Below are 23,536 nucleotides of genomic sequence, written 5' to 3' on the forward strand. Positions count from 1 at the left end.
CGCGGAGATGGCGTGGCGCAGCGGGCGAGTGCGTTTCCACCCGGCGGATGCTACACCCGGGTGCCGCGGCCGGAACTCGCCCCGCCAGCGCCTGCACGGGCGCCGCGTGGGCGCCCGTCGGACCTGCTTATTGCGGCGGCGGCGCGTCGCGCAGTTCGCGCCGCAGGATCTTGCCCACGTTGGTCTTGGGCAACTCCTTGCGGAACTCGACGATGCGCGGATGCTTGTAGCCGGTGAGGTTGGCGCGGGCGTGCGCCTTCACCTCCTCGGCGGTCAGGTTGGGGTCCTTCTTCACGATCACCACCTTGACCGCCTCGCCGGATTTTTCGTCCGGCACGCCGACCGCGGCCACTTCCAGCACGCCGGGCATCATCGCGATGACGTCCTCGACCTCGTTCGGATACACGTTGAAGCCGGACACCAGGATCATGTCCTTCTTGCGGTCCACGATGTAGAAGAAGCCCTGCGGATCCATCCGCGCCATGTCGCCGGTGTGCAGCCAGCCGTCGGCGTCGATGGCGCTGGCGGTTTCCTCCGGACGGCGCCAATAGCCCTTCATCACCTGCGGCCCGCGGATGCACAGCTCGCCGACCTCGCCATGGGCGAGGACCTGGCCCTGGTCGTCCTTGACGCAGGCGTCGGTGGACGGGATCGGCAGGCCGATCGCGCCGTTGTATTCGGTCAGGGTCAGCGGGTTGATGCAGGCCGCCGGCGAGGTCTCGGTGAGGCCGTAGGCTTCGACCAGGGTGACCCCGGTGACCTGCTTCCAGCGCTCGGCCACCGCGCGTTGCACCGCCATGCCGCCGCCGAGGGTGAACTTCAGCGAGGAGAAATCCACCTTGTCGAAGCCGGGGGTGTTGAGCAGGCCGTTGAACAGGGTGTTGACGCCGGTGAAGGCGGTGAAGCGGGTCTTCTGCAGCTCCTTGACGAAGCCCGGCATGTCGCGCGGATTGCTGATCAGGTGGTTGAGCCCGCCGAGCTTCATGAAGACCAGCCCGTTCGCGGTCAGCGCGAAGATGTGGTACAGCGGCAGCGCGGTGATGATGACTTCCTTGCCTTCCTCCAGCTTGCCGGTCGCCGAGATCCAGGCGCCGGCCTGCAGCATGTTGGCGACCAGATTGCGGTGGGTCAGCATCGCGCCCTTGGCCACGCCGGTGGTGCCGCCGGTGTACTGCAGGAAGGCGATGTCGTCCGGTTCGATGTCGATCTGAGGCAGCGTGTGCAGGCGGCCCAGGGTCAGCGCGTCGCGGAAGCGGATCGCGTTGGGGATGTCGTAGTCCGGCACCAGCTTCTTGACGTACTTCAGCACGAAGTTGACCAGCGGGCCCTTGGGGAAGCCCAGCATGTCGCCCAGGCCGGTGGTGATGACCTGTTTGACGGGGGTATCGGCGAGCACTTCCTGCACGGTGGTACCGAAGTTGTCGATCACCACCAGGGCGCTGGCGCCGGAGTCGATCAGCTGGTGGCGCAGTTCGCGCGGGGTGTACAGGGGATTGACGTTGACCACGGTCATGCCGGCCAGCAGCACGCCGAAGGTGGCGATGGGGTACTGCAGGCAGTTGGGCATCATCAGGGCGACGCGGTCGCCTTTCTTGAGCTGCAGTTCGCCCAGCAGGTAGCCGGCGAATTGCCGGGCCAGTTCGCCGGCCTCGCGGTAGGTCAGGGTCTTGCCGAAGTTGCTGTAGGCGGGGCGGTCGCCGAACTTGGCCACGGAGCTTTCGAAGACGGCGGCGACGGAGCGGTATTCCTCGACATCGATGTCGGCGCCAACGCCGGCCGGATAACTCTGCAACCACGGACGATCCAGACTCATATTCCCCCTCCAGGAAACGTATTGTTGGGCTCTGTACGGACAGTATCCGCTAGAACCGGCAACGGCAGCATACCGTTCCGTAGGGAAAAGGCGAACAGGGGAGAGCACCGAATGCCGGTGGACTGGTGCCTTTGGGTGACGGTTCTGTGAGGAATGCCGAAGAGCGATGACCGCCTGGACGCCAGCAACGCTGCTTTTGCCGTTGCCGTTGCTGTTGCCGTTGCTGTTGCCGTACCGGGTTCCCTTCCGAAGCGGCGGCCATCGCGGGGAAACACCCGAAGGGCGGCGCACAGGGATGTGCGCCGTCCGCGGCAGGGGCAGGATGCCCCTTCCGCGGATCCCCGTGATGGACGCGGACCCGGAGCGCGCAGCGCGGAGGGCGCGAGGCAGGGTGTGCTTTCTTTTGGTTACTTTTCTTTGCACAAGCAAAGAAAAGTAACTCGCCGCAAGGCGAAAGCCTTTGCTTTTAGAGCGCATGCCGCCAGTGGTTCGCACAGACTGCAAGGTGCATCAGTGCGCAGCCACTGGGGACGCAGGTACTGCAGCAATTCACTGTGGCCACGACGCGGGCGCGCGAACAAGCGAATCGCAGGTTCAAGCGTCCCGACAGAGCCCCCGCGCAGGCGCGGGGGCCGGGTTTCCGCTGCCGGAAAGCGCAGGGCCGGTCAGCGCGCAGCCAACTGCCGCAGCACGTACTGCAGCAGGCCGCCGTGGCGGAAGTACTCCACTTCCTTCGGGGTCAGCAGCATGACTGCCACCTCGAAGGACTGCGCACTGCCGTCGGCCTTGGTCGCGACGACCTTGGCGCGCTTGCTGGCGCCGTCCTGCAGGCCGGTGATCTCGAAGACTTCCGAGCCGTCCAGGCCCAGGCTCTGCGCGTTCTGGCCGTCGAGGAACTGCAGCGGCAGCACGCCCATGCCGACCAGGTTGGAGCGGTGGATGCGTTCGAAGCTCTCGGCGATCACGGCCTTGACCCCAAGCAGGTTGGTGCCCTTGGCTGCCCAGTCGCGCGAGGAGCCGGTGCCGTACTCCTTGCCGCCGATCACCACCAGCGGCACGCCGTCGGCCTTGTACTTCATCGCCGCGTCGTAGATCGCCAGCTTTTCCGGCTGGCCGCCACCGGGCGGGTGGTACAGGGTGTTGCCGCCTTCCTCGCCGCCGAACATCAGGTTCTTGATGCGGATGTTGGCGAAGGTGCCGCGGACCATGACGTCGTCGTTGCCGCGGCGGCTGCCGTAGCTGTTGAAGTCGGCCGGCTGCACGCCGCGCTCCTGCAGGAAGCGGCCCGCCGGCGAGTCCTTCTTGATGTTGCCGGCCGGGGAGATGTGGTCGGTGGTGATCGAATCGCCGAACAGGCCCAGCACGCGCGCGCCATGCACGTCCTCGATGCGGCCGACCTGCATGGTCATGCCGTCGAAGTAGGGCGGGTTCTTGATGTAGGTGGAGGCGCCGTCCCAGGCGTACAGCTCGCCGTCGGGCGAGGCGATGGTGTTCCAGCGGCTGTCGCCCTTGAACACGTCGGCGTAGTTCTGCTTGAACATCTCCGGGCCGACCGTGGCGGCGATGGTGTCGCCGATCTCCTTGTTGCTCGGCCAGATGTCGCGCAGGTACACCGGCTGGCCGTCGCTGCCGGTGCCCAGCGGGTCGCGCGTCAGGTCGATGTCGGTGGTGCCGGCGATGGCGTAGGCGACCACCAGCGGCGGCGAGGCCAGGTAGTTCATCTTCACTTCCGGATGCACGCGGCCTTCGAAGTTGCGGTTGCCCGACAGCACCGAGGCCACCACCAGGTCGTCCTGGGCGATCGCCGCGGACACGTCCTCGGGCAGCGGGCCGGAGTTGCCGATGCAGGTGGTGCAGCCATAGCCGACCACGTAGAAGCCGAGCTGTTCCAGGTCGCGCATGACCCCGGCCTTCTTCAGGTAGTCGGTGACCACCAGCGAACCCGGCCCGAGCGAGGTCTTGACCCACGGCTGCGCCTTCAGGCCCTTGGCCACGGCATTGCGCGCGAGCAGGCCGGCGCCGAGCATCACCGCCGGGTTGGAGGTGTTGGTGCAGGAGGTGATCGCCGCGATCACCACCGCGCCGTCGCGCAGCTGCCAGCCGGCGCCGCTGGCCTCGGCGTCCTGCGCATGCGCCGCCTGGGCGCCGACCGCAGTGCCGCCGCCGCCTTCGTTCTTGAGCCGGTCTTCCTGCACGGCATCGCTGCGGCGCTTGGCGCGCGCGTCGGCGAACGGCACCAGGCTGTCGCGGTAGTTGAGCTGCATGTCTTCCAGCAGCACGCGGTCCTGCGGGCGCTTGGGACCGGCCAGCGACGGCTTGACGTCGCCCATGTCCAGTTCCAGGACCGCGCTGTACTCGGCATGCGCGCTGTCGGCGTCGTGCCACAGGCCCTGCGCCTTGGCGTAGGCCTCGACCAGCGCGATCTGCTCCTCGCTGCGCCCGGACAGGCGCAGATAGGTCAGCGATTCGGCGTCGATCGGGAAGATGCCGCAGGTGGCGCCGTACTCGGGCGCCATGTTGCCGATGGTGGCGCGGTCGGCCAGCGGCAGGTGCTGCAGGCCGTCGCCGAAGAACTCGACGAACTTGCCGACCACGCCGTGCTTGCGCAGCATCTGCGTCACCGTCAGCACCAGGTCGGTGGCGGTGGCGCCTTCGGGCAGCTTGCCGGTGAGCTTGAAGCCCACCACCTGCGGGATCAGCATCGACGAAGGCTGGCCGAGCATCGCCGCTTCCGCCTCGATGCCGCCCACGCCCCAGCCGAGCACGCCGATGCCGTTGATCATGGTGGTGTGGCTGTCGGTGCCGAACACGGTGTCCGGGTAGGCGATCGCCTCGCCGTCGCGCTCGCCGGTCATCACCACCCGCGCCAGGTGCTCCAGGTTGACCTGGTGCACGATGCCGGTGTTCGGCGGCACCACCTTGAAGTTGTCGAAGGCCTTCTGGCCCCAGCGCAGGAAGCCGTAGCGTTCCTTGTTGCGCTGGAATTCGATCTTGCCGTTGAGATCCAGCGCGTCGGGCTTGCCGAACACGTCCACCTGCACCGAGTGGTCGATCACCAGTTCCGAGGGGATCAGCGGGTTGATCTGCTCCGGGCGTCCGCCGAGCTTGACCACCGCATCGCGCATCGCCGCCAGGTCGACCACGCAGGGCACGCCGGTGAAGTCCTGCAGCACCACGCGCGCCGGCATGAAGGCGATCTCGGTGTCGGGTTCGGCCTTGGGATCCCACTTGGCCACTGCCTCGATGTGGTCCTTGCCCACGGTCACGCCGCCGTCTTCGTGGCGCAACAGGTTTTCCAGCAGGATCTTCAGCGAGTAGGGCAGGCGGGCGATATCGAAGCGCTCGGCGAGCTTGGGCAGGCTGTAGTAGGCGTAGCGTTGGCCGTTGACCTCGAGCGAGGCGCGGGTGGAAAAGGAATCGCTCATCACGGAACTCCTATGGCGTCGCGGCTGTAGGGACTGCGGTCATTCTGACCGATTCAGTGTGTATGGCAGGTGTGACCGCCGCTGTATGCGGGCTTGAGTATGACGCTTCAAGTATGTAAAATTCGTACATACCTTGTGGAGCCCGCCCGATGGAAGCCACTGTCGCCGAACGCGGTCAGATCACCCTGCCGAAGGCCGTGCGCGATGCGCTGGGCCTGAGCAAGGGCACCATCCTGAAGGTGGAACTGGATGGCGGCCGGATCATCCTGCGCAAGAGCGTGGACGATGCCATCTCGCGCGCCCGCGGCCGCTTCAAGCTCGACGGCTTCGCCAGCACCGACGAGGCGATGCGCGCCATCCGCGGCCGTGCCCCGGGCGATCCGTTCGAACCCGAGCCCGACGCAGGCGCATGATCGCCATCGACTCGTCCGTGCTGGTGGACCTGCTGGCCGACGGCCCGCAGGCCGACGCCACCGAAGCCTGCCTGCGCCAGTGCCTGAGCACCGGCCCGGTGGTGGTCTGCGACATCGTCCTGGCCGAGGTCTGCAGCGCGCTGCGCGACGGCGCCGAGGCCTTGTCGGTGCTGGAGGACATGAGCATCCGCTTCAGCGCGCTGGAGGCCAAGTCGGCCTTGCGCGCCGGCGAGATGCAGCGCCGCTTCCGCGCCCGTGGCGGCAAGCGCGAGCGGGTGGTGGCCGATTTCCTGATCGGTGCGCATGCGCTGCTGCAATGCGATGGCCTGATCACCCACGACGACCGTTTTTTCCGCGATTACTTCAAAGGCCTGAAGATCATCGTCCCCAAGCCTGCCGGCTGACGCCGCGCCGCCGCTGCCGCACATCCCCACCGTATTTTTCCGGAGAACCCGCATGTTGGAAGCCTATCGCCACCACGTTGCAGAGCGCGCCGCGCTCGGAATCCCGCCGCTGCCGCTGAGCGCGCAGCAGACCGCGCAGGTCATCGAACTGCTGAAGAACCCGCCGGCCGGCGAGGAGCAGTTCCTGGTCGAGCTGCTGAGCCAGCGCGTGCCGGCCGGCGTCGACGACGCCGCCAAGGTCAAGGCCTCGTACCTGGCCGCGGTCGCCTTCGGCAGCGAGAAGACCCCGCTGATCTCGCCCACCCGCGCCACCGAGCTGCTGGGCACCATGCTCGGCGGCTACAACATCCATCCGCTGGTCGAGCTGCTGGACAACGCCGAGCTGGGCGCCGTCGCCGCCGAGGGCCTCAAGCACACGCTGCTGATCTTCGACGCCTTCCACGACGTGCAGGAAAAGGCCGAGGCCGGCAATGCGCACGCCAAGGCCGTGCTGCAGAGCTGGGCCGAGGCCGAGTGGTTCACCAGCAAGCCGGAAGTGCCGCAGAGCCTGACCATCACCGTGTTCAAGGTGCCGGGCGAGACCAACACCGACGACCTGTCGCCGGCGCCGGACGCCACCACCCGCCCGGACATCCCGCTGCACGCGCTGGCGATGCTGAAGAACAAGCGCGACGGCGCGCCGTTCGAGCCGGAAGAAGACGGCAAGCGCGGCCCGATCCAGGCCATCGCCGACCTCAAGGCCAAGGGCCACCTGGTCGCCTACGTCGGCGACGTGGTCGGCACCGGTTCCTCGCGCAAGTCGGCGACCAACTCGGTGCTGTGGTGGACCGGCGAGGACATCCCGTACATCCCCAACAAGCGCTTCGGCGGCGTGTGCCTGGGGTCGAAGATCGCGCCGATCTTCTACAACACCATGGAAGACGCCGGCGCGCTGCCGATCGAGCTGGACGTGTCGCAGATGGAGCACGGCGACGTGGTCGAACTGCGTCCGTACGAGGGCAAGGCGCTGAAGAACGGGCAGGTGATCGCCGAGTTCGCGATGAAGTCGGACGTGCTGTTCGACGAAGTGCGCGCCGGCGGCCGCATCCCGCTGATCGTCGGTCGCGGCCTCACCGCCAAGGCGCGCGAGTTCCTGGGCCTGCCGGCCTCCACCCTGTTCCGCCTGCCGATGGACCCGCCGGACACCGGCAAGGGCTTCTCGCTGGCGCAGAAGATGGTCGGCCGCGCCTGCGGCCTGCCGGAAGGCCAGGGCATGCGCCCGGGCACCTACTGCGAACCGAAGATGACCTCGGTGGGTTCGCAGGACACCACCGGCCCGATGACCCGCGACGAGCTGAAGGACCTGGCCTGCCTGGGCTTCTCCGCCGACCTGGTGATGCAGTCGTTCTGCCACACCGCGGCGTATCCGAAGCCGGTGGACGTCAAGACCCACCACACCCTGCCGGAGTTCATCTCCACCCGCGGCGGCGTGTCGCTGCGTCCGGGCGACGGCGTGATCCACAGCTGGCTCAACCGCATGCTGCTGCCCGACACCGTCGGCACCGGCGGCGACTCGCACACCCGCTTCCCGATCGGCATTTCGTTCCCGGCCGGTTCCGGCCTGGTGGCCTTCGCCGCCGCCACCGGCGTCATGCCGCTGGACATGCCCGAGAGCGTGCTGGTGCGCTTCAAGGGGCAGATGCAGCCGGGCGTGACCCTGCGCGATCTGGTCAACGCGATTCCGCTGTACGCGATCAAGCAGGGCCTGCTGACCGTGGCCAAGCAGGGCAAGAAGAACATCTTCTCCGGCCGCATCCTGGAGATCGAAGGCCTGCCGGAGCTGAAGGTGGAGCAGGCGTTCGAACTGTCCGATGCCTCCGCCGAGCGGTCGGCCGCCGGCTGCACGGTGCGCCTGAACAAGGAACCGATCGTCGAGTACCTGACCAGCAACATCACCCTGCTGAAGTGGATGATCGCCGAAGGCTATGCCGACGCGCGTTCGCTGGCGCGGCGGATCAAGAAGATGGAGGAGTGGCTGGCCGACCCGCAGCTGCTCGAGCCCGATGCCGACGCCGAGTACGCGGCGGTGATCGAGATCGATCTGGCCGACATCCACGAGCCAATCGTGGCCTGCCCGAACGACCCGGACGACGTGAAGACCCTGTCCGACGTCGCCGGTGCGGCGATCGACGAAGTGTTCATCGGCTCGTGCATGACCAACATCGGCCACTTCCGTGCCGCGGCCAAGCTGCTGGAAGGCAAGCGCGACATCCCGACCCGCCTGTGGGTCGCGCCGCCGACCAAGATGGACGCCTCGGAGCTGACCAAGGAAGGCCACTACGGCACCTTCGGCGCCGCCGGCGCGCGCATGGAAATGCCGGGCTGCTCGCTGTGCATGGGCAACCAGGCGCAGGCGCGCGAGGGCGCCACGGTGTTCTCGACCTCCACCCGCAACTTCCCCAACCGCCTGGGCCGCAACACCAACGTGTACCTGGGTTCGGCGGAACTGGCGGCGATCTGCTCGCGCCTGGGCCGGATCCCGACCAAGGACGAGTACATGGCCGACGTGGGCGTGATCAAGACAAGTGGCGAACAGATCTATCGCTACATGAACTTCGATCAGATCCAGGACTACCAGGACGTGGCCGCGACGGTCGCGGCCTGATCGCCCCGGCGATGCGCTGATGCGACGTGCCGCCCATGCGGCACGGTCGCAACGAAGAGGCCCGGCACTGCCGGGCTTTTTCGTTGGTGGTGCCTGTGGTGGGTACGACGGTGGGTTCGCCGCTTGCCTGCGCTAGGCCTGTGGTGCGGACGCTCGCCCTTGCAGCCAGTGTTCCAGCGCCGCCGCCGGCAGCGCCGGCGCGAACAGGAAGCCCTGCAGTACGCGGCAGCCCAGCCGCGCCAGGAACGCGCGTTGCGCTTCGGTTTCCACGCCCTCGGCGACCGTGTGCATGCCCAGGGTCTCGCCGATCCGCAGCACCGAGGTGGTCAGCGCCCGCGAAGTCTGGCAGTGCTCCAGGTCGCTGACGAAGCTCATGTCCAGCTTGAGCTCGTTGACCGGCAACTGGTGCAGATGGCTGAGGCTGGAATAGCCGGTGCCGAAGTCGTCCAGCGACAGCAGCACGCCGCTGGCCTGCAACTGGCGCAGGTTGGCCAGCACCGCGTTGGTGTTGGAGAGCATGACGCTCTCGGTCATTTCCAGTGCCAGGTCGGACGGTTGCAGGCCGGACGCGGTGAGCAGGCCTTCCACCCGCGTGGGCAATTCGGGGTCGGCGAAGTTGTTCGCCGACAGGTTCACCGCCACGCGCGGCACCGCGATGCCGCGCAGACGCCAGTCGGCCATCTGCCGGCAGGCTTCGCGCAAGACCCACTGCCCGAGTTCGTCGATCAACCCGCATTCTTCGGCCATCGGCACGAACCGCGCCGGCGAGATCGCGCCGAGATTGGGATGTTCCCAGCGCAGCAGCGCCTCCACGCCGTAAAGCGCGTGCGGCGCCTGGCTGTCCAGTTGCGGCTGGTAGTGCAGCTGCAGTTTGTTGCGATGCAGGGCGTCGCGCAGCGCGGTCTCCATTGCCACGCGTTCCTGCGCCATGCGGTTCATGTCGGAACTGAAGTAACGCACGCTGTCGCCGCCTTCGTGCTTGGCCCGGAACATGGCCAGGTCGGCATGGCGCAGCAAGGTCTCGATGTCGCGGCCGTCGTCGGGGAACATGGCCACGCCGATGCTGGCGCTGGGGTGCAGGGTCACCTGGCCCACCACCAGCGGCTCGGCCAGAACCAGCAGCAGGCGCTCGGCGACGCCGGCGGCCTGTTCGACGCTGCAGTTCGGCAGCATCAGCACGAACTCGTCGCCGGCCTGGCGGCCGACCAGATCGGTCAGGCCCAGGGTGTCGCCGATGCGCTGGGCGATGTCGCGCAGCAGGCCGTCGCCGGCGGCATGGCCCTGGGTCTCGTTGATGCGCTTGAAGCGGTCGAGGTCCACGAACAGGATCGCCACCGGTGCGCCCTGATGCTCTGCGGCGGCCAGCGCCTGCTCGGCGCGGGCGCTGAACATCACCCGGTTGGGCAGGCCGGTGAGCGAGTCGTAGAAGGCGAGCTGGTGCACGCGTGCCCTGGTCTGCTCGCGTTCCAGCGCCAGGGCGCACAGATGCACGCAGAGCTCGATCAGGCGCAGGTGCCAGGCCAATGGCTCGCGCACCTGCCGATAGCACAGCGCGAAGCTGCCGAGGACGCGACCGCTGCTGGACTTGATCGGGGTGGCCACGCAGGTGCCCAACTGCACATGCTGCACCAGCCCCATGTAGTCGGCGAACAGCGGGTCGGTGTGCGGGTCGAGGACCAGTACCTGCTTGCCGCGCCAGATCGAGGTGGCGAGGGCGCCGGCCCGCGGTCCGGCGCGCATGTTGTTCATGGTCTCGCCGAACCGCGCCGGCATGCTCGGCGCCGCCAGCGGCTGCAGGCAGCCGTTGCCGTCGACACTCACGATCGCGGCCATCAGTTCCGGCGCGATGCGCTCGACCTCCTTGCAGATCAGCGTGGCGACCTCGATCAGCGGCTGTTCGCGGACCAGCGCATCCAGCACGTTCTTGTGCAGCACCTCGTGCATCTTGCTCTGGGTGATGTCGGTGAACGAGAGGATGTAGTGCTGTTGGCTGCCGTCCTCGCTGGCGATGGGGGTGGCCACCAGGGTGGCCCACAGCGGCGTGCCATCCTTGCGATAGGCCAGGATGTCGGCCTGGTGGCCGAAACCGGCGCGCACGCGTTCGCGGGTGTGCTGCACGGTCTGCAGGTCGGTGCCGGGGCCGCTCAGCACGCTGCTGGGCAGGCGTCCCAGCACTTCGCTCTCGGCGTAGCCGAACACCTGGCTGAAGCCGGCGTTGACATAGAGGGTGTTCAATTCCGGATCGCAGACGACGATGGCGTTGTCGCTGGAGTCCAGCGCCAGCGACAGCAGCCGCATCCTGGCGTCGCGAGCGCGCTCGGCGCTGATGTCGCGCACGAACAGCACCTGCAATTGGCTGTAGTGCTGCGGTGCCCGCGCTGCGCTCACCGCCAGCCAGCGCGCTGCGCCATCGTAGTCGCGCAACAGCAGCTCGTAGCTGCCGCTGCCGCCGTCGTGCAGGCAATGCGCGAGGAAGTCGTCGCGCACGTCGGCATCGGCCAACTCGCCGAGCGGCCGCCCCAGCACCTGCGCGCGGGGACGGTTCCACAGCGCCTCGGCGGTGTGGTTGAAGGCAACCACACGCGCCTGCGGATCGACGATCAGCACGCCTTCCGGCGCGTACTGCAGGCAGAGCAGCAGGTCCAGTTCGGAACGGGCCGATGCCACCCGCGCCGCCTCCACGCTGACGTCGCTGGGCACGCTCGACGTTGTGACGCGGCGGCCCGGCATGGTGTCAGCGCGCCTGCACGGACAAGGCGATCAGCCGCTCGGCGATCTTGTCCAGCGGCAAGACCTCCTGCGCCGCGCCCAGGCGGAAGGCGGTGCCGGGCATGCCCCAGACCACGCTGGTGGCCTCGTCCTGGACCAGGGTGCTGGCCCCGGCCTGCAGCATTTCCAGCAGGCCGCGCGCGCCGTCGTCGCCCATGCCGGTGAGGATCGCGCCGATGGCGTTGGCGCCGGCGTTGCGTGCCACCGACTGGAACAGCACGTCCACCGCCGGCTTGTGCCGGTTGACCGGCGGGCCGTCGTCGATCTTGCAGCGCCAGCGCGCACCGTCGCGGATCACCTGCAGGTGCTTGCCGCCGGGCGGCAGGTAGGCGTGGCCGGGCAGGATCGCTTCGCCTTCGGTCGCTTCGCGCACGGCCATGGCCGAGTGCCGGTTGAGGCGGTCGGCGAACGCGGTGCTGAAGCCGGCCGGCAGGTGCTGGGTCATGACCACCGCAGGCGCGTCGGCCGGCATGCCTTCCAGCACCACGCGCAGCGCTTCGGTGCCGCCGGCGGAGGCGCCGATGGCGATCAGCCGGTCGGTGGTGCGGAACTTCAGCGAGGACACCGCGGCGGGCGTGGCGGTGGCGCCGGCCGGTTTCGGCGCGGCCGGCCGGTCCAGGGCGCGGACCTTGGCCTTGGACGCGTTCTTGACCTTGGCGATGATCTCTTCGGCGTACTCCTCCAGCCCGCGGGCCACGTCGAGCTTGGGCTTGGAGACGAAGTCGACCGCGCCCAGCGACAACGCCTGCAAGGTGGTGTCGGCGCCGCGCTCGGTCAGCGAGGAAATCATCACCACCGGCGTGGGCCGCAGCCGCATCAGGTTTTCCAGGAACGCCAGCCCGTCCATGCGCGGCATTTCCACGTCCAGGGTGATCACGTCCGGATTCAGACGCTTGATCTTCTCGCGCGCCAGCAGCGGGTCGGCGGCCGAGCCGACCACTTCCACGCCGGGCGCGCCCGACAGGATTTCGGTAAGGATCTGTCGCACGACCGCCGAGTCGTCGACGATCAGCACGCGGCAAGGGGCTTCCAGGCTCATTCGAACAACTCCACGGCACCGGTGACGGGGGCTTTGGCGAGACGGGCGCGCACCGCCGACTCGGCCGCGGCGATTTCGGCTTCCTCGTGCGCGTGCGGCAGGCGCTGCACGACCACGCGGCCGGTAGCGGGGAAGAACCAGATCTTGCGCGGATGGATGCCGCGCAGATCCTCGGCCACCACCGGGATATGTTCGGCCTTGAGGTAGTTCAGCACGAAGTCGGCGTTGCGCGTGCCGACCGGATTGTTGGTGAAGCCCTTGAGCACGTTGCCGCCGCCGAACACCTTGGCTTCCAGGCGGTTGCGTGCGGCGCCGCGCTTGAGCAGGTCGTTGATCAGCACTTCCATCGCATAGCTGCCGTAGCGGGCCGGCGCGCCGTCGCCGCTCTGGCCGTCGGGCAGCATGAAGTGGTTCATGCCGCCGATCTTCAGCAGCGGGTCGCGGATGCAGGCGGCCACGCACGAACCCAGGATGGTGGTCAGCGCGGTGTCGTCGTCCACCACCAGGTACTGGGTCGGCAACAGCTTGGCCGCCATCGTCTGGAAGCGCGTGTCGTGATAGCGCATCACCTGGTCCAGGGCCATGGCCGCGGCGCTCATGCGCGATCCTTCTGCGCCCGGCGATACAGCGTGCGGCCGCAGGGCTGGATCAGGTCGGCCGCATGCAGATAGTTCTCCGAATGGCCGGTGTAGAGCATGCCGTCGTCGTCCAGGTGCGGAATCAGCCGCGACAGGATGCCGCGCTGGGTGGGCTTGTCGAAATAGATCATCACGTTGCGGCAGAACAGCGCCAGGTACGGGCCGGCGACGTCGTAGCGCGGTTCCAGCAGGTTGAGCTGGCGGAACTCGAGCAGGTCGCGCAGCGCCGGCAGCACCCGGCAGTGGCCTTCGTTGGCGCCGCTGCCGCGCTGGAAATACTTGCGCTTGAGGGCGGGATCGAGGCTGGCGACGCGTTCCAGCGCGTAGACGCCGCGCGAGGCGGTGGCCAGCACCTGGGTGTCGACGTCGGTGGCCAGGATCCGCACCGGCGGGGTCAGCGTGCCGAACGCCTCGCAGGCGGTGATCGCCAGCGAGTAGGGCTCCTCGCCGGTGGACGAGGCGCAGGACCAGATCTTCAGCGGCGCCGCGCCGGAGTGCTTCTGCAACTCTTCGCGCAGCCGCTCGAAATGGTGCGGCTCGCGGAAGAACGAGGTCAGGTTGGTGGTCAGCGCATTGGTGAACGCCTCCCATTCGTCGCCGCCTTCGCGCTCCAGCCAGTCCAGGTAGTCGCGGAACGAGCGCAGGCCCAGCACGCGCAGGCGCCGCGACAGCCGGCCGTAGACCATGTCGCGCTTGGCCGGGGCCAGGGCGATGCCGGCCTTCTGGTAGATCAGGTCGCAGACCCGCTTGAAATCGCGGTCGCTGAAGTCGAAGTCGCGATTGTCGGAACCGGAGGAGGGCGAAGCGGGAGTCTGGATGGCCATGGTGCGCAGCGATGGTCGGTCAATCGGGTTATCGGCCGGGAACGGACGAAATTGACAGCCGGCAGTCAGGAAAGAGCGCCGGCGGTGGCGTGCGGGCTCAGAACTCCTGCCACTGGGCCTCGCTGGCGGCGGTGCTGGCGGGGCGCGGGCGCGCCGCCGCACGGGGCCTGGCGCGGGCCGGGGCCGGCGCGGCTTGCGCAGTCGGCGCGTTGGCGGCCACGCCGTGGTAGGTGTCCAGCTTGAAGGCGGCGATGGCCGCGCCCAACTGGCCGGCCTGTTCCTCCATCGAGCGCGCCGCGGCGGTGGCTTCTTCCACCAGCGCGGCGTTCTGCTGGGTGCTCTCGTCCATCTGCACCACGGTCTGGTTGACCTGCTCGATGCCGGCGGACTGCTCCTGCGAGGCGGCGGCGATCTCGCCCATGATGTCGGTGACGCGGCGCACCGAGGTCACGATCTCGCTCATGGTGCGGCCCGCCTGGTCGACCAGGGCCGAGCCTTCGGCGACGCGGCCGACCGACTCGTCGATCAGCGTCTTGATCTCCTTGGCGGCATTGGCCGAACGCTGGGCGAGGGTGCGCACCTCGGTGGCGACCACGGCGAAGCCGCGGCCCTGATCACCGGCGCGCGCGGCCTCGACGGCTGCGTTGAGTGCCAGGATGTTGGTCTGGAAGGCGATGCCGTCGATCACGCCGATGATGTCGGCGATCTTCTTCGACGAGGCCTCGATCCCGTTCATGGTGGTGACCACGTGGCCGACCACGTCGCCGCCCTGCGAGGCTACCGCGGCGGCGCCGGCCGCAAGCTGGTTGGCCTGGCGTGCGTACTCGGCGTTCTGCTTGACCGTGGAGGTCAGCTCTTCCATCGAGGCGGCGGTGCGCTCCAGGCTGGCCGCCTGCTGTTCGGTGCGGCGCGACAGGTCGCCGTTGCCGCTGGCGATCTCGGTGGAGGCGACATTGATGTTGGCGGCCGCGGCATGGATGCGGCCGACGATCGCCGCCAGCTGTGCGGCGGTGGCGTTGGCGTCGTCGCGCATGCGACCGAACACGCCATGGAACTCGCCGTGCATGCGCGCGGTCAGGTCGCCGGCGGCGATGGCCCGCAGCAGCGTGGATAGCTCGCCCAGGTTGCGGTCGCTGACCTCCATCATCGCATTGAGGTCCTGCACCATCACCCGGAACCCGTACTGGAAGCGTTCCGGGTCGCCGCGCGTGCCGAAGGCGCCGGCCGCGGCCGCCTCCGCCAGTTGCTTGATCTGCTCGCTCATCGCGGTCAGGTTCTGCTTGGCCATGTCCATGGTTTCGGTGAGCACGGCCTTCTCGCCGGGCAGGCGGTCCATGTCTTCGGACAGGTCGCCGATCGCATAGCGCTGGATGATCTGTAGCAGTCGCATCTTCACTGCGATGTGCGAGGCCACCAGTTCGTTGGTGCCCTTGACCATCTGCCCGTACTCGCCGGGGAAGGCGTTCTCGTCCATGCGGTAGCTGATGGTGCCGCACGCGTGCTGCCGGGCCATCTCCTCCTGGGCGCGGATCACGCTGTGGATGCGCGAGCGCATGATCAGCATGTCGTCCATCAGCTCGCCGATCTCGTCCTTGCCGTGCGGATAGGTGGCGCCCTCCAGTTCGCCGCGCGCCACCGCCTGCGACAGGCGCTTGGCCGCGTGCAGTTGGCGCGCCATCCCGCGCGCGATCAGCCAGGCGGTGACGCTGGCGAACAGCACGGCCAGCCCGAGCAGCGTCACGATCAGGGTCTTGGTGTTGGACAGCTGGCTGTCGGCGAGATCCATCTCCCGGTTCAGTTCGGCGACGTTGTACTGGGTCAGCGCCACGATGCGCTCGAACAGGGTCCGGCGCAGCGTCCGCGACTGGGTGTCGGAGATCTTCTGTGCGCCCGCCACGTCGCCGGCGCGCAGCGCCGCACCCATCTCGGTGTTGGCCTGCAGGTAGGCCTTCAGCGTCTCCTGCACGCCGGCGTACATCTGCACCTGCTTCTGGTCGCGCATCATCGCGGCGATGACCTGCTGGTTCTTCGCCACCTCCGTGCGCACCTTCTGCATGCGCTTGAAGTAGTCGGCCTGGGCCTGGGGATCGCCGGCGCGCGACAGTTGCGCCAGTTCGTAGGTACGGAATTCGCCCAGTTGCGCGCGCACCTCGGCCAGTGCCTGGGTCGCCGGCACCCAATCGTGCTGGATGTGCTTGAGCTCGGCGATGGACAGGTTGGTCCGGGAGTAGGTAAAGCCTCCCAGCACGACCGTCAGCAGCGTGGTCACGGCGAAGGCGAAGATCAGCTTGTCGCGGATTTTCAGGTGCGCAAGTACGTTCATGGGCATTCCATGTGCAGCAGCGGTTGAAAAAAGCAGGGCGGCCGGCGGTCAGCCGGCGAAGACGAAGCGGGGCGAGGGCAGCGCCGCGCCAGTGGCGGCGCGCGCAGGCGGGCGGGAACCCATGCCGAACAGGGGCGCGCGTGCGGCGCCGCGGCGCCGCGACGGGAGGGTGGACGATGGCGGATGTCGGCGGCTGGGCATCACGTGCTCCCTGAACGGTCGCGTTGGTGATCCGGCGGTGACGGGCGCGGACCACGAAGCGTGATCCTGATATCGACTAGCGCGGCGATAGCTTGAACCGCGCCGTGGTGCGAATCGGCGTGTCGTGCGTGATTGTTTCTATCGCAACGGTATGGCCGCTCAATCGGCCTTGATGGCCGGGACTGCCTTGCGCACCAGCCGCAGCGGCGCCTGCCGCGCCGCGCCGCGTGCGGGGGCCGCGGGCGTGGGGCCTGCGCCGCCGTTCGCGCCGGCCTGCGCCGGGTCCAGCCGGAACACCGCCGCCGCCTCGCCGAGCCGGCGGCCCTGGTCTTCCAGCGCCCGCGCCGAGGCGCTGGCTTCCTCGACCACGGCGACGTTCTGCTGGATCGCCTGGTCCATCTGCGCCACGGTGCGGCTGACCTGCTCGATGCCCATCGACTGTTCCTGCGAGGCCGCGGCGATCTCGCCGATGATGTCGGTCACCCGCTGCACCGAGGCGACGATCTCCTGCATGGTGCGACCGGCCTGGTCGACCAGGGCAGAACCTTCGTTCACGCGACCGACCGAGTCGTCGATCAGCGTCTTGATCTCCTTGGCGGCATTGGCCGAACGCTGGGCGAGGGTGCGCACCTCGGTGGCGACCACCGCGAAGCCGCGGCCCTGTTCGCCGGCGCGGGCGGCTTCCACCGCGGCGTTGAGCGCCAGGATGTTGGTCTGGAAGGCGATGCCGTCGATCACGCCGATGATGTCGGCGATCTTCTTCGACGAGGCCTCGATGCCGTTCATGGTGGTGACCACCTGGCCGACCACCTGGCCGCCCTGCGAGGCCACCGCGGCCGCGCCGGTGGCGAGCTGGTTGGCCTGGCGGGCGTGCTCGGCGTTCTGCTTGACCGTGGAGGTCAGCTCCTCCATCGAGGCCGCGGTCTCTTCCAGGTTGGCCGCCTGTTGTTCGGTGCGGCGCGACAGGTCGTCGTTGCCGGCGGCCAGTTCGGTGGTGGCGCCGTGGATGCTGCGGGCCGCGGTCTGGATGCGGCCGACGATGTCGGCAAGCTGGTCGGCGGTGGTATTGGCATCCTCGCGCATCCGCGCGAACACGCCGTGGAAGTCGCCGTGCATGCGCGCGCTCAGGTCGCCGGCGGCGATGGCCTGCAGCAGGGTCGACAGCTTGCCCAGGTTGCGGTCGCTGACCTCCATCATCGCGTTGAGGTCCTGCACCATCAGTCGGAAGTCGTGCTGGAACCGCCCGGCGTCGCCGCGCACGCTGAAGTCGCCGGCGGCGGCGGCCGCGGCCAGGCGCTTGATCTCGGTGTTGATCGCCAGCAGGCTGGCCTTGGCCGCGTCCATCGATTCGTGCAGCACCGCGCGGCTGCCGGGCAGGCGGCGTGCGTCGCGGCGCAGGTCGCCATTGGCGTACTCGTTGAGCACCGCGATGGCGTCGACGATCGCGTCCAGGTGCTCGAACATCATGCGGTTGATGCTGGCAGCCAGGTCGCCGTACACGCCGGGGAAGTCCTCCGGCATGCGGTGGGACATGTCCTTGTCGGCGTGCAGTACGGCCATCTGCGCGGTCTCGCTGGAAAAGCGCTCCAGCATCCGGATCATTTCGCCGGTGGCGCGCAGCATCTCGCCGGTCTCGTCGCGGCCGGGATTGTCGATGCGCACGCTGAGGTCGCCGCGCGACACCGCGCGGATCGCCTCCAGGCTGCGCGATACCGGTCGCAGCACCGAACTGCCGATCAACCAGTTGATGCCGAAGGTGAGCAGCACCAGGATGCCGCCGGCCAGGGTCATCACCCCGGTGAAGACCAGCGCCTGCGCCTGCACGTCGTCCATGTACACGCCGGTGCCGATCACCCAGTGCCAGGGCGCGAACGCGGCGTTGTAGGAGATTTTTTCGACCGGCTTGTCGCTGCCGGGCTTGGGCCACAGGTAGTCGACATAGCCGCCGCCGGCCTCGGCCACCTTCACGAACTCGCGGAAGATCGGCTTGCCGTCGGCGCTGAGCACCTGGCCGATATCCTTGCCGACCAGGTCGTGGCGGGTGGGGTCCATCAGCATGGTCGGGTGCAGGTCGTGCACGTAGAAGTAGTCCACGCCGTCGCGGGCGCGCATCGATTCCAGGGTGCGCAGGGCGGTGCGCTGCGCCTCGGCCAGCGGCATGCTGCCCTTGTCCACCTCGGCCGCATAGGCGCGCACCACGCCCAGCGCCAGCTCGATCTGGCTCTTCAGTGCCTGCTCGCGCGTGTTGCGGATGTCCAGGTACTGCATGCGCGCGGCAATCACCGCCAGCAGGACGATGCCGGCACCCAGCAACAAGGTCTGCCAGAGGAACTTGCGGCGCAGCGGCAGATCCGAGAGGCGGGTGAGCAACGAGCGAGACGACATCGACCTGATCCTTGGAAAGGTTCCCAAAGGTTTAACGGCTCCGGGAACGGGGAAGTTGAGCGCGCGGCGCGACCGATCCGTAGACAATCCTCGCGCTGGCGCGGCGGTCAAAAAAATCCCCGGCGCGCAGGCCGGGGATGGGGGGATGCAGCGACAGGCCGGGCCTGTCTCAGAACTCCTGCCAGTCCGAATCGGCCAGGGCCGGCTCGACCTTGCGGGCACGCACCGCCGCCGGCTTGGCGGCGGCGACGGCCGCAGGCTTCTTCGCCGGCGCTGCCGGCCGCGGCGCGGACACGGCCTGCGGCGCGTGGACCGCGCTGGCCTGCGCCGACTGCTCGACGCGGAAGATCGACACGGCCTCGATCAGCTGGCCGGCCTGTTCTTCCATCGAACGCGCGGCGGCGGTGGCTTCTTCGACCAGCGCGGCGTTCTGCTGGGTGGTCTCGTCCATCTGGGTGACGGTCTGGTTGACCTGCTCGATGCCGGCCGACTGCTCCTGCGAGGCGGCGGCGATCTCGCCCATGATGTCGGTGACGCGCTGCACCGAGGCGACGATTTCGGTCATGGTCTGGCCGGCCTGGCGCACCAGGGTCGAGCCGTTGGCCACCTGGCTCACCGACGCGTCGATCAGGCCCTTGATCTCCTTGGCGGCGTTGGCCGAGCGCTGGGCGAGGGTGCGCACTTCGCTGGCGACCACCGCGAAGCCGCGGCCCTGTTCGCCGGCACGCGCGGCTTCCACCGCGGCGTTGAGCGCCAGGATGTTGGTCTGGAAGGCGATGCCGTCGATGACGCTGATGATGTCGGCGATCTTCTTCGAGGACGCCTCGATCCCGCTCATGGTCTGCACCACCTGGCCGACCACACTGCCGCCCTGCGAGGCGACCGTGGCGGCGCCGCCGGCCAACTGATTGGCCTGGCGCGCGTGCTCGGCGTTCTGGCGCACGGTGGAGGTCAGTTCCTCCATCGAGGCGGCGGTCTCTTCCAGATTCGCCGCCTGCTGCTCGGTGCGGCGCGACAGGTCGTCGTTGCCGGCGGCGATCTCGCCGGCGGCGGCATTGATCGCGTTCGCCGCCTGCTGGATGCGGCCGACGATGGCCGCCAGCTGCTCGGCGGTGGCGTTGGCGTCGTCGCGCATGGTCGCGAACACGCCCTGGAAATCGCCATGCATGCGCGCGGTGAGGTCGCCCTGCGACAGCGCGGTCAGCAGCCTGGACACTTGGCCGATGCTGTCGCCGTTGGCCTGCAGCAGGCCATTGAGCTGCTGCGCCAGCTGCAGGAAGAAGCCGTGCTTGCCTTCGATGCCGACGCGCCCGCTGAGGTCGCCCGCGGCGGCCTCGCGCACGATCTTGGCCACTTCCTGCTCGACCTGCGCTTCCAGGGTGCGGTCGCGCGATTCGCAGACAAAGCCGATGTGCGTGCCGTGCTGGTCGCGGATGGCGGTGATGGTCTGGGCGACGCGCGCGTCGACGTAGGCCATCTCGCGTTCCATCACCCCCTTCTTTTCCAGCTCCGCCAGGGTCTTGGGATCGTGCTGGTTGCCGTACTCCAGCACCGTCACCGGCGAGCCGACCAGCGGCAGGCTCGAATCGAAAGCCGGCGCCACCGAGTGGATCTGCTCGGCGTACTTGTCGGTGAGGCCCTGCATCGACGGGTTGGCGTAGACGATGTTGTAGTCCAGATCGACGATGAACATGCCGGTCGAGGAGTTGTCCAGCGCGGTGCGGATGCGCAGGTTCTCGGCGGCGACCGCGGCGTCGCGCTCGATGCGCCCGCGCAGGTCCTGCTGCATGCGCTTGAGCGCCTGCATCAGCTCGCCGATCTCGTCCTTGCTGTTGGCGTCGATATGTCCGTCGAGCTTGCCGGCGGCGACGTCGCTGGCCACCTTGACCGCATCGCGCACGCTGTTGGCGAGCATCCGCCCGAACAGGAAGGCCAGACCGACCGCTGCGCCAAGGCCGATCAGCAGGCAGATCAGCAGGGTTGCCGAGGCATTGCGGTAGGTGCCGCTGGCGGCGTCGGCCGCGGCCTTGGCCTGGCGATCGTTCTCGGCGATCAGGGCGACGACGTCGTCCACCACCTTGTTGTGCAGGGTGCGGGTCTCGCCGGTGAAGGTATCGATGGCGTCGTCGTGCAGGTCGAGCTGCAGCATTTCGTCGACGGACTGGTAGGAGGCGCTGGCCTTCTTCCAGTCGGCGACCAGACGGTCGTAGATGGTCTTTTCCTGCGGGCTGCCGATCTTGGGCGGATATTGGGCCAGGATCTGGTCCATCTGCTTCTTCAGCGCAACCTTGCGCGCGGCCGATTCCTTCTTCAGCGCATCGCTGCTGCGGATCAGGCTCTGGTAGGCCGCGTTGCGGTACTCGCCGAGGATGCCGCGCATTTCGCCGCCGGTGCGCACGCTCGGCACCACCTGCGACGACACATTCGTGGTCACGCCATCGAGCGAGTTAAGACCGCGGTAGGCGGCCACGCCCTGGATCAGCATCAACGCCAGCACGACGCCGAACGCCAGCATCAGTTTGGGCATCACCTTCAGATCTTTAATCCACTGCATGAGCGCGTTTCCCATAATTCGGAGGGGGACGACAAGGGGCAAAAAAGCAAACGCCGCCGCGCCGGACCGTGTGCACGGGTCCAGCACGGCGGCGCAATGGCTTACTTGATGGTGGCCAGCTTCAGGCTGGACGGCGCGCTGACCTGGATTTCGGCACGCGAGCTGTCCCGCTCGATCTTGCCGATCACGCACACGTCCTTGCCTTCCAGGGTTTCCGGGGCGAAGCCGAACTTGCTGCGGTCGGCGCCGGCGATGCGGGCGGAGAAGGTGTGGCGCGGGAACATGCCGCCCATGTACAGGAAGGTCGGCTCGCCTTCGGAATTCTGGGCGTACTTGGCTTTCTCGACCTTGCCGCAGACCATGCCGTCCTTGCCGACGAAACGGGTGGCCATCTCCGGCGGGATCATCTGCTGGGACTGGGCGAAGGTGCTGGGGCTGGCGGCGAGCAGCAGGACCAGCAGCATGGGAAAGCTCGGTTTCATGGAACGACTCCTTGGGGACGGGGGCTGAAGTGAGGGCCGTGTGATGCCGGCCACTCTTCAGCTATCGGCGTGAAACCGGTTAACTTGATTCGCCCAAGTGATAAACAGTTCGCATTTCAAATAAAAACCCGCCTTGCGGCGGGTTTCGTCTACAGCCGGGCGGCCGCCGCAGCGGCCGGGGGTCAGGCGGCTTCGTCGACGTGGGCGTGCTGTTGGCCGAACTCGGCGCTGTCGAGCAGGGTCTCGATATCCAGCAGGATCAACATCTTGTCGTCCTGGGTGCCGATGCCCGAGATGAAGCGGGTGTCGACCGCGGCGCCGAACTCGGGGGTCGGGCGGATCTGCTCTTCGTTCAGCGGGATCACGTCGGAGACGCTGTCCACCACGATGCCGACCACGCGGTTCTCGACGTTGAGCACGATCATCACGGTGAAGGCGTCGTAGCGCGCTTCCTTCAGGCGCAGCTTCAGGCGCAGGTCGATCACCGGGACGATGGTGCCGCGCAGGTTGATCACGCCCTTGATGTACTCGGGGGCGTCCGGGACCCGGGTGACCGAGTCGTAGCCGCGGATTTCCTGCACCTTGAGGATATCCACGCCGTAGTGTTCTTCGCCGAGGGTGAAGCTGAGGAATTCGCCGCCGGTGGCGTCGGAATTGGAGGTGGTCTTGTCGTTCATCGTGTGCTCCTGGTGCGCACGGGATTGCGGGTGGTGGCGTGGGTGGGAAAGCGCGACTCTGATGCTAGATCGGCGCGGCCACGGCGAACTTTAGACCTGGATCGGCCGGCCGCTTGCGGCGTTCAGGAAAGCACGCCGCTCTTGCGGGCGCTGCGCTGGCGCTCGATGCGGAACACGTAGCGCTGGATCGCCGCGTCGGCACCGCGCGGCAGGTCCTGGAAGCGCATGCCCACGCGCAGGGTGTCCTGGCCGTTGGCGAGCTTGGAGACATACATGTTGCAGACCTGCAGGGTCAGCCGGATGGCGTCGGCATCGGGCAGCTGCAGCACGCAGTTCGGATAGCTCTGCTGCAGCTGCGGCATCGGCTGGCCCTGTACCAGCGCCACCGCCAGGCCGCCGCCGCTGATGTCCACCACGCGCAGTTTCAGTTCGACCTGGCCGGCATCGTCGTCGATGCGCAGCACGCACAACGGCGAATCGGTGATCGGGGTCTCCAGGCGGAAATGCTCGCGCCGCTGCAGGTAGTAGAGCGATTCCGGCAGCGGCGCGCGCAGGCCCGGCTGGCCGTTGTCGTCGGTGCGCTGCGGGCTTTCGATGCGGAAACGCACCCGCACCTTGTCCAGTTGGGCGAAGCACAGCAGGTACTCGGCCTGCTCGGCGGCGCGGTTGGAGGCCTCGTTGACGCTCAGGTCCAGCAGCACGCTGTCCTCGTCCAGGTCCAGCAACGCGGTCGAGAAGGCCTGGTCGCGACCGCCCACGTGCGCGCTGACCTGCGAACGCTGCTGGATCAGCGACTGCAGCAACTGGCGGATCTGTCGCGGCTTGGTCAGCAGGAAACGGTCGTCCTCCACTTCTTCTTCCGGCGAAGTCGGGACAGGGGAGTCGCTGGGAGTGCCTTCGGCCATGGTGGAGAGTGGGTACTGGAGGTGGGTGGGGCGGCACCGC

Annotated in this window: 15 protein-coding genes; 3 read left to right on the forward strand and 12 right to left on the reverse strand. The window is 68.0% G+C overall.

Annotation, left to right across the window (positions count from 1 at the left end):
* Window positions 1–127: 127 nt before the first annotated feature.
* Both SLW55_RS14120 and acnA read right to left on the reverse strand, forming a co-directional pair.
* Window positions 128–1,813, reverse strand: a complete 1,686-nt coding sequence (locus SLW55_RS14120; protein ID WP_320745314.1) for a long-chain fatty acid--CoA ligase — start codon at window positions 1,811–1,813, stop codon at window positions 128–130.
* Between the two features lie 665 nt (window positions 1,814–2,478).
* Window positions 2,479–5,238, reverse strand: coding sequence for an aconitate hydratase AcnA (acnA, locus tag SLW55_RS14125; protein ID WP_320745315.1), 2,760 nt, complete (start codon window positions 5,236–5,238; stop codon window positions 2,479–2,481).
* Window positions 5,239–5,387: 149 nt separating this feature from the next.
* On the opposite strand from acnA, the gene SLW55_RS14130 reads away from it, so the two are divergent.
* The 3 genes from SLW55_RS14130 to acnB are packed head-to-tail and all read left to right on the forward strand — an operon-like array spanning window position 5,388 to window position 8,699.
* Window positions 5,388–5,651, forward strand: coding sequence for an AbrB/MazE/SpoVT family DNA-binding domain-containing protein (locus SLW55_RS14130; RefSeq protein ID WP_010343322.1), 264 nt, complete (start codon window positions 5,388–5,390; stop codon window positions 5,649–5,651).
* Window positions 5,648–6,055 (forward strand): type II toxin-antitoxin system VapC family toxin, encoded by a 408-nt coding sequence (locus tag SLW55_RS14135; RefSeq protein WP_017908728.1) that lies wholly within the window; start codon window positions 5,648–5,650, stop codon window positions 6,053–6,055. The genes SLW55_RS14130 and SLW55_RS14135 overlap by 4 nt, the downstream gene beginning before the upstream one ends.
* A 52-nt stretch (window positions 6,056–6,107) precedes the next feature.
* On the forward strand, window positions 6,108–8,699 hold the full coding sequence (acnB, locus tag SLW55_RS14140) for a bifunctional aconitate hydratase 2/2-methylisocitrate dehydratase (protein ID WP_152245898.1): 2,592 nt from the start codon (window positions 6,108–6,110) through the stop codon (window positions 8,697–8,699).
* Between the two features lie 132 nt (window positions 8,700–8,831).
* Here the strand turns inward: acnB and SLW55_RS14145 are convergent, their stop codons facing one another.
* From SLW55_RS14145 to SLW55_RS14190, 10 genes are all read right to left on the reverse strand, one after another.
* Complete coding sequence (locus tag SLW55_RS14145) at window positions 8,832–11,429, reverse strand: EAL domain-containing protein (RefSeq protein WP_267084381.1); 2,598 nt, start codon at window positions 11,427–11,429, stop codon at window positions 8,832–8,834.
* A gap of 4 nt (window positions 11,430–11,433) precedes the next feature.
* On the reverse strand, window positions 11,434–12,507 hold the full coding sequence (locus tag SLW55_RS14150; protein WP_026143996.1) for a chemotaxis response regulator protein-glutamate methylesterase: 1,074 nt from the start codon (window positions 12,505–12,507) through the stop codon (window positions 11,434–11,436).
* On the reverse strand, window positions 12,504–13,106 hold the full coding sequence (gene cheD, locus SLW55_RS14155) for a chemoreceptor glutamine deamidase CheD (protein WP_017908723.1): 603 nt from the start codon (window positions 13,104–13,106) through the stop codon (window positions 12,504–12,506). Before cheD ends, SLW55_RS14150 begins: the two co-directional genes overlap by 4 nt.
* Window positions 13,103–13,969: a CheR family methyltransferase gene (locus tag SLW55_RS14160; protein ID WP_017908722.1), complete on the reverse strand. Its 867-nt coding sequence runs from the start codon at window positions 13,967–13,969 to the stop codon at window positions 13,103–13,105. The genes cheD and SLW55_RS14160 overlap by 4 nt, the downstream gene beginning before the upstream one ends.
* A 97-nt stretch (window positions 13,970–14,066) precedes the next feature.
* The gene (locus tag SLW55_RS14165) at window positions 14,067–16,292 is read right to left on the reverse strand and encodes a methyl-accepting chemotaxis protein (protein WP_320745316.1); all 2,226 of its coding nucleotides are present in this window, start codon (window positions 16,290–16,292) and stop codon (window positions 14,067–14,069) included.
* Between the two features lie 360 nt (window positions 16,293–16,652).
* Window positions 16,653–18,878 (reverse strand): methyl-accepting chemotaxis protein, encoded by a 2,226-nt coding sequence (locus SLW55_RS14170; RefSeq protein ID WP_320745317.1) that lies wholly within the window; start codon window positions 18,876–18,878, stop codon window positions 16,653–16,655.
* Between the two features lie 169 nt (window positions 18,879–19,047).
* The gene (locus SLW55_RS14175; protein ID WP_152180626.1) at window positions 19,048–21,432 is read right to left on the reverse strand and encodes a methyl-accepting chemotaxis protein; all 2,385 of its coding nucleotides are present in this window, start codon (window positions 21,430–21,432) and stop codon (window positions 19,048–19,050) included.
* 101 nt (window positions 21,433–21,533) lie between these two features.
* Window positions 21,534–21,896, reverse strand: a complete 363-nt coding sequence (locus SLW55_RS14180) for a hypothetical protein (RefSeq protein ID WP_017910574.1) — start codon at window positions 21,894–21,896, stop codon at window positions 21,534–21,536.
* A gap of 200 nt (window positions 21,897–22,096) precedes the next feature.
* A complete protein-coding gene (locus SLW55_RS14185; protein WP_017910573.1) occupies window positions 22,097–22,591 on the reverse strand; it encodes a chemotaxis protein CheW in 495 nt (164 codons plus the stop codon).
* Between the two features lie 122 nt (window positions 22,592–22,713).
* Window positions 22,714–23,496: a flagellar brake protein gene (locus tag SLW55_RS14190; protein WP_026144691.1), complete on the reverse strand. Its 783-nt coding sequence runs from the start codon at window positions 23,494–23,496 to the stop codon at window positions 22,714–22,716.
* Window positions 23,497–23,536: the final 40 nt, after the last annotated feature.

It is taken from the genome of Xanthomonas sp. LF06-19, assembly GCF_034105425.1.
Lineage (GTDB): Bacteria > Pseudomonadota > Gammaproteobacteria > Xanthomonadales > Xanthomonadaceae > Xanthomonas_A > Xanthomonas_A sontii.